The sequence below is a fragment of the Streptomyces sp. NPDC051109 genome, assembly GCF_044455885.1.
Classification (GTDB): Bacteria; Actinomycetota; Actinomycetes; order Streptomycetales; family Streptomycetaceae; genus Streptomyces.
On record NZ_JBITFF010000007.1, the window covers coordinates 249271 to 263959 of the forward strand.

The 14689-nt window shown below is 71.4% G+C and carries 10 protein-coding genes; 1 reads left to right on the forward strand and 9 read right to left on the reverse strand.

Annotated elements, in window-relative coordinates; translation table 11 throughout:
• Window positions 1–120: 120 nt before the first annotated feature.
• Together ACIBAD_RS16205 and ACIBAD_RS16210 are read right to left on the reverse strand one after the other, a co-directional pair.
• Complete coding sequence (locus tag ACIBAD_RS16205; protein WP_398907235.1) at window positions 121–1455, reverse strand: hypothetical protein; 1335 nt, start codon at window positions 1453–1455, stop codon at window positions 121–123.
• Between the two features lie 97 nt (window positions 1456–1552).
• Window positions 1553–2848 carry a DUF2254 domain-containing protein gene (locus ACIBAD_RS16210; RefSeq protein WP_134069404.1) on the reverse strand — a complete coding sequence of 432 codons (1296 nt, stop codon included), beginning with the start codon at window positions 2846–2848 and terminating at the stop codon, window positions 1553–1555.
• Between the two features lie 232 nt (window positions 2849–3080).
• Between ACIBAD_RS16210 and ACIBAD_RS16215 the strand changes: the two genes are divergently transcribed.
• On the forward strand, window positions 3081–4925 hold the full coding sequence (locus ACIBAD_RS16215; RefSeq protein ID WP_398907237.1) for a glycoside hydrolase family 15 protein: 1845 nt from the start codon (window positions 3081–3083) through the stop codon (window positions 4923–4925).
• On the opposite strand, the gene ACIBAD_RS16220 is transcribed toward ACIBAD_RS16215, so the two are convergent.
• The 7 genes from ACIBAD_RS16220 to ACIBAD_RS16250 form a co-directional block, all read right to left on the reverse strand.
• A complete protein-coding gene (locus tag ACIBAD_RS16220) occupies window positions 4882–6684 on the reverse strand; it encodes a cation:proton antiporter (protein ID WP_398907239.1) in 1803 nt (600 codons plus the stop codon). The genes ACIBAD_RS16215 and ACIBAD_RS16220 overlap by 44 nt on opposite strands.
• Window positions 6685–6797: 113 nt before the next feature.
• Window positions 6798–7847: a cytochrome d ubiquinol oxidase subunit II gene (locus ACIBAD_RS16225; protein ID WP_398907242.1), complete on the reverse strand. Its 1050-nt coding sequence runs from the start codon at window positions 7845–7847 to the stop codon at window positions 6798–6800.
• Window positions 7847–9331 (reverse strand): cytochrome ubiquinol oxidase subunit I, encoded by a 1485-nt coding sequence (locus ACIBAD_RS16230; protein ID WP_398907244.1) that lies wholly within the window; start codon window positions 9329–9331, stop codon window positions 7847–7849. The genes ACIBAD_RS16225 and ACIBAD_RS16230 overlap by 1 nt, the downstream gene beginning before the upstream one ends.
• A 39-nt stretch (window positions 9332–9370) precedes the next feature.
• A complete protein-coding gene (locus ACIBAD_RS16235) occupies window positions 9371–10165 on the reverse strand; it encodes an SDR family oxidoreductase (protein ID WP_134074263.1) in 795 nt (264 codons plus the stop codon).
• Window positions 10166–10371: 206 nt separating this feature from the next.
• Entirely contained in the window at window positions 10372–11952 is a 1581-nt protein-coding gene (locus ACIBAD_RS16240; protein WP_398907246.1) for a GMC oxidoreductase, read from the reverse strand.
• Window positions 11953–12114: 162 nt separating this feature from the next.
• Window positions 12115–13038 carry a cyclase family protein gene (locus ACIBAD_RS16245; RefSeq protein WP_134074264.1) on the reverse strand — a complete coding sequence of 308 codons (924 nt, stop codon included), beginning with the start codon at window positions 13036–13038 and terminating at the stop codon, window positions 12115–12117.
• Window positions 13039–13070: 32 nt separating this feature from the next.
• The gene (locus ACIBAD_RS16250; protein ID WP_398907249.1) at window positions 13071–14681 is read right to left on the reverse strand and encodes a gluconokinase, GntK/IdnK-type; all 1611 of its coding nucleotides are present in this window, start codon (window positions 14679–14681) and stop codon (window positions 13071–13073) included.
• Window positions 14682–14689: the final 8 nt, after the last annotated feature.

The following is a 14689-nucleotide window of genomic DNA, read 5'->3' on the forward strand; positions in this document are numbered from 1 at the left end:
GGCGGCAGCCACGTAGGAGTCTTTCACCCCTCCCCGCATGACGGGCCCCGCGCCCCGCGCTCCGCGCCGGTGCCGGGCGTATGCGTCATGCCTGCGTCCGGGACGTCGGGCGCGGCGATCTCACCCGACTCGGTCCGCGGGCCGGCCGGTCCCGTTCTCCCCGAGGAAGTCCGCCACGGCCATCGCGAAGAGGAACGCGAGGGCGATGCCGACGATGACCCAGCCGGTCGGGTAGCTCCACAGCACGACGGTCAGCACGGCCGCGGCGACCAGGATCCAGGTGATCCAGGTGCGGTAGCGGTAGACGAACGGACCCACCGGGCCGGTGCGCAGGCCCGCGCGGTCCGCCGTGGAACGGGCGGCGCCGATGCCCGAGTTCCACATCTGCCGGACGGACGTGGCCCAGCGGCCGGGGCCGGTCAGCCAGGCGGCCAGCGCGACCACGACGCCGAGCGTCACGGCCATCCGGACCGTCGTACGGAGGTAGTGCGTCAACGCGTCGTACACGCTTCCGGCCGCGGGCTGCGAGACGCTGTCCGGCAGCGCGTTCAGGTACGCCACGCGGAAGACGGTCAGGCCGACGCCGAGCATGAGCGTGGCGAAGGCGAAGGCGAGTGCCGCCGTCACGAGAACGCGGCGCCGGTGACGGGAGAGGAGCACACCGGCGGCGATCAGCAGCACCGAGAGGAACGGCAGCCAGTTGCCGGCGATCTGCAGGAGGCGGAAGTAGGTCTTGACCTTGCCGATGTCGTCCGCCCGCAGGACGGTGAAGTCGGTGTGCACCTCGGGGATCTTCGCGGCCGCCTTCATCCCCTCGTCGACGAGGCGCTGTTTCACCTGGTCGACGACGGGGCCCAGGTCGACGGTGACCGAATCGTTGTTGATCTTCACGGCGCCCCCGCCGCTGCCCGTGAGGGCCTTGTCCACCGCGGTGTGGATACGGCGGTTGGCCTCGGTCCAGATCCGCTCGAAGGTCTCGGAGGCGATGATGTCCTGCGCCTTGTCGTGGACGAAGCTGCGGACGGCGCTCTCCAGCGAGTCGCCGAGCTTGCCGAGTGCCTTCTCCGCGAGGGGCCGGTCGTCGGGCGCCACGCCTTCCAGCAGGGTCGGGAGGTCGATGTGCTCCATCACCGCGTCGGTGACCCGGTTGGCGGCCGCGGCCTGGATGTCCGGGTCGGACGCGAGGGGGGCGACCGTCTGGACGTAGCGGTCCGTGTCGCCGACCACGCTCGACGTCCACGCCGCGACGGCCGCGAGCGGGGCGAGCACACAGCCGATGACGATGAGCAGGGCGGCGAAGAACGACCTCCACCGGTGACGGGGTGCGCGGGCCGCCTTGTCGGCCTCCAGCGCCGCCACCCGGGTGCGCAGCCGTTCGAGTTCAGAGCGCTCCGCGTCCGAGCCGGGCTCGCGTGTTGGCCCCCCGCCGGGGGCGGTGGCGCCTTCGTCCGTCATGACACGTCCTCTCCTGCCCGTGAGGGTTCACCTTGCAGCCGACCACCGCGGAAGGGCACCGGCGAGCATTGCGCGTCCGAGCGGGTGAACGGCCTGCTCATCGGGAGGGTTCGCTGCGGGGGCGCCGTCCGCCGCCGATGCCCTGCCGGTCCGCGGTCCGGGCACTGGCTCGGCGGGCCGGGTCGGTGAACGTGCGCAGGACGGATTCGTCGAGGAGGGCGAGCTCTGCGCGTACGGCCGGCAGGTGCTCGGCCGACTGGGTCTCCAGCAGGTCCTCCAGCAGTGCGCGGAGGCGCCGGCACACCTGGAGGGACGTGGCCCCGTACTCGCGGATCTCGGTGACGCCGACCCGGAGGTACTCCTCCCAGCTGCGGCCCTGCACCACCAGCCGCGGCCGGCCCCGGTCGTCGGCGAGCACGTACTGCTCGCGCAACCGGGCTCGGCCGACCGTGTGCAGGAACGTGTCGATGTGGTTGAGGACCTGCACGGCGGTCGTGGGGTCGTTCACGGCGGGTGAGAGGGCACGGATGGCGATGTCGACGAGGATGCGCAGGGCGAAGGCGGGGTCCTGCTCGATCGTGCGCTCGGTTCCGAGGGCGACGAGTCCGCTCACCCGCCGCGGGTCGGGCGACGGCGCGGAGCCGTGCGCCTCCACCAGGGTGGTCCCGGGCGGCACGAAGTCGCCGATCTGGTGGGCCAGTACGAGGACGCAGTCGTCGCGGACGGCCGCGGCGATCAGCCCCGCGGCGTCGAACGCCTGGATGACCCCGCCGCTTTCGGAGCGGATGTGGGTCACCGGACCGGCGTACGGCGGGAAGGCCCCGTCGTGTGCCGCATGGCGGTGGAGGTGCTGCGCCCCCTGGACGAGCACCTTCTCGCCCAGACGCGCCACGAGGTCGGCGATGGCCACGGGCCGGAGGTTGTGGGTGAAACGGTTGAGGTAGATGAGCAGCAGCACGAGGCTGACGGAGACGGCCACGCCGGAGAGGGTCACCCCCAGGTCGGGGACGGAGTCCGACTCGATGCCGCGCAAGAGGGAGTAGGCGTAGGCGAACGTCCCGGTGAACGTGGCCAGCACGGCCTTCTGCAGCCGGTCGCGGTACCACAGGCGCATGTAGCGCGGGGACAAGGTGCCCGTGGCCTGCTGGACGACGAGTACGCCGATGGTCACGACGAAACCCAGCAGCGCGACCATGGACCCGACGACCGAGCTGAGCACGGTGCTCGCCGTCGAGGCGGAGTACTGCCAGGTTCCCGGCAGCCAGCCCGCTCCCTCCACGCCGGCGGCCCATTCGGCGAACAGCGCCCCCAGCACGAGCCCGATCAGGGGGACGATCCACAGGCTCGCCTTGACGTACTGCCGCAACCTGAAGCGGGCCGCCCAGGACGTCATCGTCCGCACCCGTGCGGACCACACCGGAGGCCCCCGGGGGACGCGGGAGCCGGCGCAGGGGTCGACAGCACGGGCAGCCTCCGGATTCGGCGGTGCGATGCGGCCTGAACGGCCAATTCGGCCGTTCCGATGCTAAGGCCGATTCCTGGCGGGCGCAGGGGCGGCCGGCTCGGGAGGCTCCCCCGGAAACCTGTGCTTAAGCTGATGGAGTGGCGTCGGAAGGGGCTCCCCCATGGCTGACTACCCGCTGATCGAAAACCACGGCCTGATCGGTGATCTGCAGACCGCGGCGTTGGTCACCACGGACGGGACGATCGACTGGTTCTGCTGTCCGCGTTTCGATTCGCCCAGCGTGTTCGGTGCCCTTCTCGACTGGGAGAAGGGCGGCCACTTCACCGTCAAGCCGATGGAAAGCACGTACAGCACGAAGCAGTTGTACCTGCCGGACACCGCGATCCTCGTGACGCGCTTCATGACCGAGGCGGGCGCCGGCGAGGTGGTCGACTTCATGCCGGTGACCGGGACGACGGCCACCGACCGCCATCGCCTCGTGCGGATGCTCCGCTGCGTACGGGGCAGCATGACCTTTCAAGTCGACATCGCACCGCGGTTCGACTACGGCCGCAAGCCCCACACGCTGCACGTCACCGAGAACGGAGCGGTGTTCGCCTCCGACGGCCTGGAACTCACCCTCAGCGTGGTGCGGGAGCCGGAGGACGACCGACTGGTGCACTCCCTCACCGGAGAAGACGACCTGCGCGTCGAGCTCGCCCTTGAGGCCGGACAGCAGCGGGGGCTGATCATGGAGTCGGCCGCGGACGGGCCGCCGCGCGAGGTCCGGGTCGCCGAGTTCCAGGAGCTCTTCGCCGCCACCAGGGAGTACTGGCGGTCGTGGCTGCGCCAGTCCCGGTACACGGGCCGGTGGCGCGAGACCGTGGAACGCTCCGCCGTCACGCTGAAGTTGATGACGTACGCGCCCAGCGGCGCCCTGGTGGCGGCCCCCACGGCGGGACTGCCGGAGCAGTTGGGCGGCGAGCGCAACTGGGACTACCGGTTCACCTGGATCCGCGACGCGTCCTTCTCCGTGTACGCCCTGCTGGGGCTGGGGTTCACCGATGAGGCGAGGGCGTTCATCGGCTGGCTGGGCGACCGGGTGAAGGAGAAGGCCGGTGGGGACACCGACACGGGACCGCTGAACATCATGTACCGGGTGGACGGTTCCTCCGACCTCTACGAGGAGACCCTGGAGCACTGGGAGGGGTACCAGGGGTCCGCCCCGGTGCGCATAGGCAACGGGGCCGCGACGCAGCTTCAGTTGGACATCTACGGCGAGGCACTCGACAGCATCTCCTTCGCCCACCAGCACGGCATCCACCTGGACATCCAGGGCTGGAAGTCGCTGCGCACGCTGCTCGAATGGCTCGTGGACCACTGGGACCAGGCCGGCGAAGGGCTGTGGGAGACCCGCGGCGGTCGCCAGCACTTCACCTACGGCCGCGTGATGTCCTGGGTCGCGTTCGACCGTGCGCTGCGGCTGGCCGTCGCCCACGGCCGGCCGGCCGAGAGCAGCCGCTGGGCCGCCGAGCGCGACAACATCTACGATCAGGTGCTGGCGAAGGGCTGGGACCCGGGCCGCAAGGCGTTCGTCCAGCACTACGGGAGCGATGTGCTCGACTCCTCGCTGCTGCGGATGCCGACGGTCGGGTTCATCACGCCCGACGACCCGATGTGGACCTCCACTTTGGACGCGATGGACCGGGAGCTGGTCACCGACAGCCTGGTCTACCGCTACAACCCCGAGGCCTCGCCCGATGGTCTGCGCGGATCCGAGGGAACCTTCTCCCTGTGCACCTTCATGTACGTCGACGCCCTGGCGCGGGCCGGGCGGGCCGATCAGGCCCGGCTCGTGCTCGAAAAGATGATGACGTACGCCAACCACCTGGGCCTGTTCTCCGAGGAGATCGCCCTGACGGGCCGCCAGCTCGGCAACTTCCCGCAGGCCTTCACCCATCTCGCCCTCATCGACGCGGCCATCACGCTGGACGAGACCCTGAACCGCCTGCAAAAGGGCGACTAGGGGGAACGGGGCCGAGCAGCACGACGAGGTCGCCCTCGTTCGGGCTCACCGGCTGCGTCTCGTCGACCGGATCCAGTCGGCCGCCGGCGGTGACCACGAACAGCGTTTCGTGCCCGGGCGGGACGGGGTCGGAGGCGGGCTGCACCAGGAACCGGGCGCCCTGTTCGTACTGTTCCGCCAGGACGTGCCTGACGAGCGAGCCGCCGAACAGGACGGCGCCGCCGGTGTAGGGGGCGACGACGCCGTGGCCGCCGTGCGGCGGTCCCACCCGGTAGACGGGGCCCTCGACGTTGTCCTCGACCACCACCGAGGCGAGCGCGTTGAAGTCGTCGTCGTCGGTGAGCAGGTAGACGGCATTGACCCCCTCCAGCCGTGCCCGGGGGTTGGTGGCCGTCGCCAGCAGGTCCCCTCTGGCCAGCGGGATCCCGGCGTCCTTGATCCGTTCGCGTTCCTCGCCCATCCCCGCCCACATCTGTACGTCCAGACCCGCCGACCGCAGGGCCCGTCCCAGCGCGATCGCCCACGGAGCGCCGCCGACGAGCAGCGGGCGTGTGAGGTTCGGTTGGGCGACGCCGAGCCGCCGGGCCATGGGAGCGGCGGTCAGGGCATACAGCACGACCGTGGAGACGATCACCAGGAAGGTGATGGGAAGGACCTTCGAGGCGCCGCGCAGTCCCAGTTGGACGAGGCTCGCGGAGAAGGCCGCGGCGGTGGAGGCCGCGACGATGCCGCGCGGGGCCATCCAGCCCGTGAAGGCCCGTTCCCCCGTGGTCATGTCCTTGCCCATGGTGGCGACGAAGGCCACGAGCGGCCGCACCACGAGGACGAGGAGCACGACGAGGACGAGCGTGGGCAGGAGCACGGGCGTCAGGGAGGCCGGTGTGACGCTGGCCGAGATGGAGATGAACAGCAGTCCGATGATCAGCTGGACCAGTGTCTCGAAGAAGGGCCGGCGGGCGGGCATGTCGAAGCCGCGGATGTTGGCGGCGGCCATGCCGGTGACGATGGCGGCGATGAGCCCGGTGTCGTCGCGGACGATGTCGCAGCCCGCCGATACGGCGATCACCGTGGCCAGTTGCGCCAGTGTGCCGAGCGCCTCGCCGAGGCGGAGCACGCGCAGGGTCAGCCACAGCAGCGCGACCCCCGCGCATCCGCCGACGAGGCCGACCGCGATGCTGATGAGGAACTGGCCCAGCTGGTACCCCCGGCCGATGTCGATCCGGCTCGTCGTGTCGATGGCGTGGAAGACGAGCGCTCCGAGGATGGCGCCGATCGGGTCGGTCAGCGTCCCTTCCCAGATCAGCAGGCGCCGCACCTTGTCGGTGGGCCGTACGTACTGGAGCAGGGGGCCCACGACCGTGGGCCCCGACACGACGAGGATCATGCCCACCATCGCGGCCACCCTGAGCGACATGCTGAACAGGGCCGGACCGACGGCGCAGACGGCCAGGAAGGTGATGGCCACCCCGAAGAGCAGCAGTCTGCCCACGATCGCGCGCGTCTGGCCGGTGAGGTTGCGCAGGTCGAGGCCCAGACCGGCGTCGTAGAGGATCACCGCGACGGACAGCGACACGAGGGCGGAGAAGTCGTCACCGATCAGCTGGTCCGGGTGGACGACGTCGGTGATGGCGCCCGCGGCGAAACCGGCCGGCAGCAGCAGGATCAGCGCCGGGATGCGCAGCTTGCCGGCGAGGATCTGGCAGACGGTGGCCAGGGCCACGGTCAGCGCGATGCCGAGGAGGACGTCGTTCTCGCTCACATCGGTTTCCTTCCTCGCCGTACGGGCGCGACGGGGGCTCGACGGGGTTCCGGCGGCCGCGTTCCCGCCGGTTGACGGGAACGCGGCCGCGGGGGCCGCGCGGCGCCGTGAGGTCAGTCGTCGGCCACCTCACCCCTCGTGGGGCCGGCCGGGCGCAGGTCGGACTCGGTGAGGGGTTCCAGCTCGCCGTGGGTGTCGAGCCAGTAGAGGAAGAAGACGGCCGGGGCGACGAGCAGCAGGGCGACGAGGCTGACCACCGAGAGCCAGAGCAGCGACTCGGAATCGCCGGCGGCCTCCGCCACGGACAGGGACGTGGGGATGAGGTAGGGGCGCTGTGCGAGCCCCCAGGCGAAGACGGCCGCGCCGACGATGCCGACGGCGCTGAAACGGGCCCAGTGCGTCTGCCCCCGCATCACGAGCAGCCCCGTGGCCGTGAAGAACACCGCGGACACGATCACGAGGGCGAGCCCCGCACCGTGGGTCAGCCCGTGCCAGACGTGGGGGGCGTCGCCGTGGGTGACGATCAGCACGCCCACCGCCGTCAGGGCGACCGCGACGAGACCGAGGAGGGCGCGGAGCCGGAAGTAGCCGACCAGGTCGGGTGCGTCGAAGCGCGCGGCGTCGGCGGTCAGGAACACGGCGCCGAGGAGCGCCGTCGTGGCGACGGCGAGCAGCCCGAACAGGAGGGACGTGGGGTTGGCCCACGCGTCCGCCGAGGCCTCCGTGCCCGGCGCGACCCGGCCGGAGGCGATGCCGCCGACGGCCGCCCCGAGGAAGAACGGGGTGAGCAGGGAGGAGATCGCGAACACCGCGCCGTAGAGGCGCCTGCGGGCCAGCCGACGGCTGGGTTTGCGCAGGGCGAACCCCGCGCCGCGCAGGACCAGGCCGAGGGCGGCCAGTGCCAGGGGGAGCCACATCGCGGTGAACACCGTCTGGAACAGCACGGGGAACCCGGTCCACATGAGGATGAAGACGAAGATCAGCCAGACGTTGTTGACCTCCCACACGGGCGCCATGGCGTGGTCGATCAGCCACCTGGGGCGCTTGCCGCGCTCGGCTCCGCCGGCCGTCAGGTCCCAGAAGCCCGCCCCGTAGTCGGTCCCGCCGGCGCAGGCGTACGCGGCCACCGCGAGCAGCAGCACGAAAGCGACGAATTCGGCCATCACGCGCCGCCTCCCCGGGACGGCCCGGAGCCGCCGTCTCCCGAGGACGGGGCGTCGCCGACCGGGACACCGGGGCGCGGGCCGTAGGGGGTGACCGCCTCCGGCGCCTCCCCCTGCCGCCCGTCCGCCTGCTCGTCGGCCAGGCGCCAGCGGTCGCGCATCTTCAGCAACACGATGAGGAACGCCCCGAAGACGGCCACGTACACCACGACCACCAGCCCGAACGTGATCCAGAGGGTGGTGGAGCGGGTCGAGGTGACGGCCTCCGCGACGCGCATGTTCTGGTAGACGATCCAGGGCTGGCGCCCCACCTCGGTCGTGATCCAGCCGCATTCGACGGCGACGACGGAGCCGACGCCGGCGCAGGCCGCGCTGCGGTAGAACCACTTGGAGCGGGGCAGCCGGCGGTGGCGCCACCAGACCAGGCCGTACCAGAGGGCGAGGAGGACGAGCAGGGATCCGATCCCGACCATGGTGTCGAAGGCCCAGTGGGCGATCGTGGCCTGAGTGGCGTTCGGGCGGTCGCTCGCCGGTACGGAGGCCAGCCCGGTCACCTTGGTGTCCGGACTGAACCCGGCCAGGATGGAGTCGAGTTGGGGGATCTTGATACCGCCGGATACGGTGCCGTCCGGGTGGAGCCGGCCGTAGAGGTACTCCGGGACGTGGGTGTCGGTCTCCCAGACGATCTCCGTCGCGGCGAACTTGACGGGCTGCTTCTGGAACACCTGCCGGGCGATCGAGTCGCCCAGCATGAACTGCACCGGAGTGGCCGCCGCCGCGAGGGTGAAGGGGACGGTGAAGCCGAGCCGGTGGTAGCGGTCCCGGCGGCCCCGGAGCCACCCGGCGGCGTAGACGCCGGCCACGACGTAGCCCGCCGTCACCAGCATCGCCACCACGAAATGCCAGTACTGGGGCCCGAACATCGGGGTGAAGATGGCCTTCCAGACGTCCACGTCGACCGGGTTGCCCTGGGAGTCGAGCGTGAACCCCTGCGGGGTGTTCATCCACGAGTTGGCGGCGAGGATGCCGAATGCTCCCAGCAGCGCGGTGGCCGGCAGCGGCAGCCCGAGCAGGAAGTGGGTGCGGGGCTTCAGCCTGCGCCAGCCGTACAGGTAGATGGCGATGAGCACCGCTTCGAGGAAGAACGCCCAGGCCTCGACACCGAAACCGATGCCGAAGACGTCGCCCCACCTGCCCATCAGGCCCGGCCAGAGCAGGCCGAACTCGAAGGACAGCACGGTTCCGGTGACGACCCCGATCGCGAACTGCACGGCCATCACGGCCGACCAGCGCCGGGCCAGCAGCAGGGCCGTGGCGTCGTTCTTGCGCAGGCCGCGGTGGTGCATGACGAGGGTGATGAGCGGCAGCGCCACTCCCATCGGCACCAGGATGATGTGGGAGGCGAGGGTGAACGCCATGAGCTCCCTGGCGGGGAGCATTTGTGCGGGGGCGTCCGCCGCCAGCAGATGGAGCGTGGGGTGCATACGTTCCTTCGGCGCTCGGGATGACGGGGCGGAGGGGGCTCAGCCGCCGGTGGCGAAGCCGGGGAAGAGGGTCATCCCGCCGTCCACGTAGAGCGTGGTGCCCACGACGTAGTCCATGAGGTCGGAGGCGAGGGCGACGGCCGCGTGGGCGATGTCCTCGGGGTCGCCGATGCGCACGTACGGGATCAGCTTGAGCAGGTCCTCCCGGGCCTGGGGCGTCTCCCACGCGTTCCGGTTGATCGGCGTCTTGATGGCTCCGGGAGCGATCGCGTTCACGCGGATCTTCTTGGGCGCGAGTTCCTGGGCCAGGGTCGCCATCATCATCTGCACGCCCCCCTTGGAGGAGGCGTAGTTCACGTGCCCCGCCCAGGGGATGATCTGGTGGACCGAGCTCATGCAGATGATCTTTCCGGCCGCACGGGACACCTCCGGGACGACGCCGCGCCGCAGGAACTCCTTCGTCGCCTCCCGCGCGCAGAGGAACTGACCCGTGAGGTTGACGTCCAGCACCTTCTGCCACTGGGCGAGCGTCATCTCCTCGAACCGGGCGTCGCGCTGCAGTCCGGCGTTGGCGACCAGGATGTCGATCGTGCCGAACTCCTGGACCATCCGGTCCATCATGGCCACGACCTGGTCCTCCTGGGACACGTCCGCCTCGTACGCGGCGGCGCGCACGCCGAACGAGGCGATCTCCTCGACCACCTTCTCGGCGTCTTCCTTGCCCGCCACGTAGTTCACGACCACGTCGGCGCCGGCCCGGCCCAGGCCGATGGCCGTGGCCTTGCCGATCCCGCTGTTGGCGCCGGTGACCAGCGCCTTCTGCCCCTTGAGCAGATCGGCGGGGATCACTCCCCGCGGCACGCCCTCGGTGGAACTCACGATCGACCGCCTCCTCGAATGCCCGATCCGGCCCTGCCAGACCGCGGCCCGGCAGGGCCCGAACGCCACCCAAGCACCCCTTGCGGAGATCGGCGTCCCGGGCGTGGCGGTCTTGGGCCACGCGGCCGAGCATCGACGCCCGGTCGGAGGAACCTCCCGGGTCAGCTCAGCCGTTCCACCAAGTGGTCGCCCACCCGCAGGGCGTTCGCGATCGCCGTGAGGGACGGATTGACCGCGCCGATGCTCGGGAAGAAGCTCGTGTCGACCACGTACAGGTTGTCGAGGTCGTGCGCCTTGCAGTTCACGTCCAGGGCGGAGGTGGCCGGGTCGTCGCCGAACCGCACGGTGCCGGCCTGGTGCGCGGTGGCGCCGATCGGCATGCCCTTGTGGAGGTAGATGCTGCGCGACAGGAGCCGGTGCTCGTGCATCCCCAGATGGCCGAGCATGCCCTGCAGCTTGTGCCGCAGGCGTTTCAGCCCCTCGATGTTGTTCTTCTCGTCGAGCACGAGACGGATGGTGCCGTCGCCGTCGACGGTGACCCGGTTGTCGGGGAGCGGAAGGTCCTCGCCGCACAGCCAGAAGTCGACCGCGTGGTGGGCCAGGACCTCGAAGGGCATGTCGGGGGTCACGGCCCCGGCCCAGCGGGGCGCCTCACCGTGGATCTGGTCGGCGTCCGACTTGCCCAGCATCTGGATGCCGCCCAGCGGGTAGTCCCAGTCGTCGGCGCCGAGGTACCAGTCGTGCAGCGCCAGGGTCTTCTGGAACCTGGTGGGGTTGGGCTCCTTCGAAATGGCCATCAGGGCGAGGTTGTTGTGGCGCATGTAGTTCCGGCCGACCACGTCGGAGCTGTTGGCCAGCCCACCGGGGTGGCGGTCGTTGGCCGAGGCCAGGAGCAGCGCCGCCGAGTTGACCGCCCCGCAGGCCACGACCACGATGTCCGCGGAATAGGCGGCCTCGGCCCCGTCCTCGCCCCGGGTCACCACCGTGCTGACGCTGCGTCCGGTCGGGTCGGTCTCCAACCGGACCACCCGGGCATTGGTGATCATCTCTACGTTCGGGTACTGCAGGGCGGGCTCCACGCAGATCACCTGGGCGTCCGACTTGGCGCGCACCAGGCAGGGGAAGCCGTCCACGCGGTCGCAGCGGATGCACGCGCTGGAGCTGGTCGCCCGCCCGTTCTCGTCCTGGCTCAGGTCGACGCCGATGGGCAGGTGGAACGGGTGCAGGCCCCGCTTCTCCAGGTCGTCGCTCAACTGCTGGATCCGCGGCTCGTGTTCCACCGGCGGATGGGCGTACTGGGCGCTGGACGGCCCCTCCCACGGGTCCTCCCCGTGGCGTCCGTGCACCTTGTAGAGGTGTTCGGCCTCGGTGTAGTACGGCTCCAGGTCCTCGTACCGGATCGGCCAGGCGGGCGACAGCCCGCCGTGGTGGCGGAGCTCCCCGAAGTCCTCGGGCCGCAGTCGGAAGAGGGCGGCGCCGTAGAACTTGGTGTTGCCGCCGACGTAGTAGTTGACCTCGGGCGGGAACTCGTTGCCGTGCTTGTCCAGCCAGAACTCCGGGGCGCGGTACTTGCCCTTGACGAACACCGCGGTGGAGTCCCAGTTGTCCCGCTCGCGGGGGAGGTAGCCACCGCGTTCGAGGATGAGCACCCGTTTGCCGGAGGGGGCCAGCCGGTGGGCGAGCGTACCGCCGCCGGCGCCGGTGCCGATGATGACGACGTCGTAGTGCGGGGTGTCGCCCACGGCGACCACCGTCCTTGCGCTCGCGGGCCCGCTCTGTGACCGGGTCCTCTCCCTTGCGCGCTGCCGGGACACGGCAGCCACCCCCGCCCCTTCGAACGTAGTCCTCCTTCCCGGGTACGGCGACCGCACGGAGCGACCGCCGGGGGCCCCCGCTCCGGGCCGTCACAGCACGGCGATCGGGTTGACGGGCGAGCCGGTGGCCGACGGGAGCCGGAGCGGCGCCACCGTGCACAGGAAGGACCACCGGCCCTCGCGGGCGCACGCCCGCGTCAGCTCCTCGAACTGCAGGTAGTCCATCAGGTGCAGTCCCATGGCGTGCACCGCCAGCACGTGCACGGGAAAACCGACGCCGTCCACCGCGCTGGGGGCGGTGTCGTTGTTGCCGTCAGAGCCCAGCGCGGCGACCTGCCGGTCCGCCAGGAACCGTACGGCCGCCGGATGGAGGCCGGCCCGGGACTGCGCGGCGTTCCACGCCCCGCGCTCCTGGCGCCGGGGGCGGTGCCCCACCCGTACGAACAGCACGTCCCCCGGCCCGACCCGGACCCCCTGGGCCGCCTCCGCCGCGGTGAGGTCGGCGGCGGTCACATGGTCTCCGGGCTCCAGCCAGGGCAGGCCCCGCAGCCGCGGTACGTCCAGGAGCACGCCGCGGCCGACGATGCCGTCCCGGACGACCTCGACGGACAGCGCACCGGCTCCTTCGGACGTCACGCTGCTCGCCGGCACGCCGTTGTAGAGCTCCCCGTCGAACAGCACGTGGCACAGCGCGTCGAGATGGCTGTCCGCGTCCCCGTGCACGTTCATCGCGAACCGGTCGCGTGCGAAGTGCAGCCCGGCGCCGCCGCTCTCACCGGTCTCACCGGCGGCGGGCGCGATCATCCGGTGGCGCGCCGGGTCGGGATTGTCGGGGCCGGGCAGGGTTTCGATGGGCGCGGCGAGGGACACCGTACGCCCGGTGCGGACCTCGGCGGCGGCGGCCACGACCCGCTCGGGCGTCAAGTGGCGCAGCGTGCCGCGCCGGTCGTCGGGGGTGCGCGGGCTGCGCTCGCGCAGCTCCTCGTACAGCGCCCGGAAGGCGTCACCGGTCATGCGCTGCGGCGTCGACGGCCCGCTGTCCGGGGTCACCAGGAACCCCACGGCGCCAGGACCCACCGGAAGACGTGGCTTTCGCCCGGCTGCAGGACGGTGAGCGCCGTACCGCTGCGGAAGGCGTCGGCCGGGCAGGACATCGGCTCGACGGCGACGCCGCGCCGGCGCCGCCCGGGCTCCGGCAGCGTGTCCCCGGTGTAGACCTGCACGTACCGGACGCCCTCGACGAGCCGTACGTCGATGCCGTGTTGCCCCGAAGGGTCCGCGAGCCGTACGGCGCAGTGGCCGGCGGTGTCCCGGTCGAGCCCCGTGTACGCGGTGTCCAGGTGCTGCCCGCCGATGGGCCGGGCGGTACGGAAGTCGTACTCCGTGCCCTCGACCGGCTCCTCGCCGATGGGCAGGCCGTGTTCGTCGGTGCGGAGCCGTTGGCCGGCCGGCACGGTCAGCAGCGCGGTGTCCACCAGGTCGGTGCCCACGGTCAGATAGGGGTGCTGGCCCACGCCGTAGGGCGCGGCGGTGTCTCCCGTGTTGGTGGAGGTGACGGTGGTCTCCAGCCCCTCCGGGCCCAGCCGGTACTCGGCACGGACCTCCAGCCGGTACGGATATCCGGGTTGCGGGAAGAGGGTGGTGCCCACCGTGACCGCGTCCTCGCCGTGTGCGAGCAGCCGCCACGGGACCCACCTCAGGAGGCCGTGGATCGCATTGCCGTTCTCCGGTTCGGTCAGCGGGAGTTGCAGGTCCTCGGCATCGAACCGGTAGCGGCCGCCGGCCACCCGGTTCGGCCAGGGCACGAGGAGCTGCCCGCGGCCGCCGGTGATCGGCTCGTCGGCGGCGAATCCGTCGAGGAGCGGCCGCCCGGCCACCTCGTAGTGGCGCAGAGCACCGCCCAACTCGACCACCACCGCCTCGTGCGCGCCGTGGCGCAGCCTCCACTGTGCTCCTGATGCCGTGGGGGGCATGTGCGCCTCCTCGGTCGGTGCGGCCGGGGAGGCCGCCGCACCGTGGGGTGAAGGATCCGCAAGAGTGTCCGTGTCCGTGTCGGCGCTGTTGCCGGTGCCGGTGCCGGGACCTGTGCCGGTGCCGGTGCCGGGACCGGTGCCGAGCTGTGCGACGACGGCCGTGACCACGGCTTCCGGGGGCTGGTCGATGTCCACGACGCAGGCGTGCTCGTCGGGCTCCGGCTCCTGGAGATCGGCGAACTGGCTGTCCAGCAACTGCGCGGGGAAGAAGTGGCCGTGCCTGGACAGCAGTCGGGACCGGATGAGCTGCCGGGAGCCGTGCAGGTGCACCAGCCGTACTTCGGGCCGTCCTGCGGCCAGTTGGTCGCGATAGGCGCGTTTGAGCGCGGAGCAGGCGATGACAGCGGGTGCCCGCGCTGCGATCCGGCGGTCGATCCAGGCCGCGACGGCGGCCAGCCACGGCCGTCTGTCCTCGTCGGAAAGGGTCTCGCCGGCCGCCATCCTGGCCCGGTTCGCCGGGGTGTGGAAATCGTCCGCGTCCTGGTAGGCCCAGCCGAGCCGCTCGGCCAGCAGCAGGCCCACCGTGGACTTCCCCGAACCCGCCACGCCCGTCACGAGCACCACGGATGCGGGCGGGTCGGGGCGCACCTCGCCGGTCCGGGCTCCGCTCGGCGGTGCTCGCATGGGCTCCC

Excerpts from the sequence above, each read along its gene's own strand:
- ACIBAD_RS16210 (WP_134069404.1), bottom strand. The coding sequence starts at position 2,848 with ATGACGTCCTGGGCGGCCCGCTTCAGGTTGCGGCAGTACGTCAAGGCG.
- ACIBAD_RS16245 (WP_134074264.1), bottom strand. The coding sequence starts at position 13,038 with ATGACCGGTGACGCCTTCCGGGCGCTGTACGAGGAGCTGCGCGAGCGC.
- ACIBAD_RS16230 (WP_398907244.1), bottom strand. The coding sequence starts at position 9,331 with ATGCACCCCACGCTCCATCTGCTGGCGGCGGACGCCCCCGCACAAATG.
- ACIBAD_RS16250 (WP_398907249.1), bottom strand. The coding sequence starts at position 14,681 with ATGCGAGCACCGCCGAGCGGAGCCCGGACCGGCGAGGTGCGCCCCGAC.
- ACIBAD_RS16225 (WP_398907242.1), bottom strand. The coding sequence starts at position 7,847 with ATGGCCGAATTCGTCGCTTTCGTGCTGCTGCTCGCGGTGGCCGCGTAC.
- ACIBAD_RS16205 (WP_398907235.1), bottom strand. The coding sequence starts at position 1,455 with ATGACGGACGAAGGCGCCACCGCCCCCGGCGGGGGGCCAACACGCGAG.
- ACIBAD_RS16215 (WP_398907237.1), top strand. The coding sequence starts at position 3,081 with ATGGCTGACTACCCGCTGATCGAAAACCACGGCCTGATCGGTGATCTG.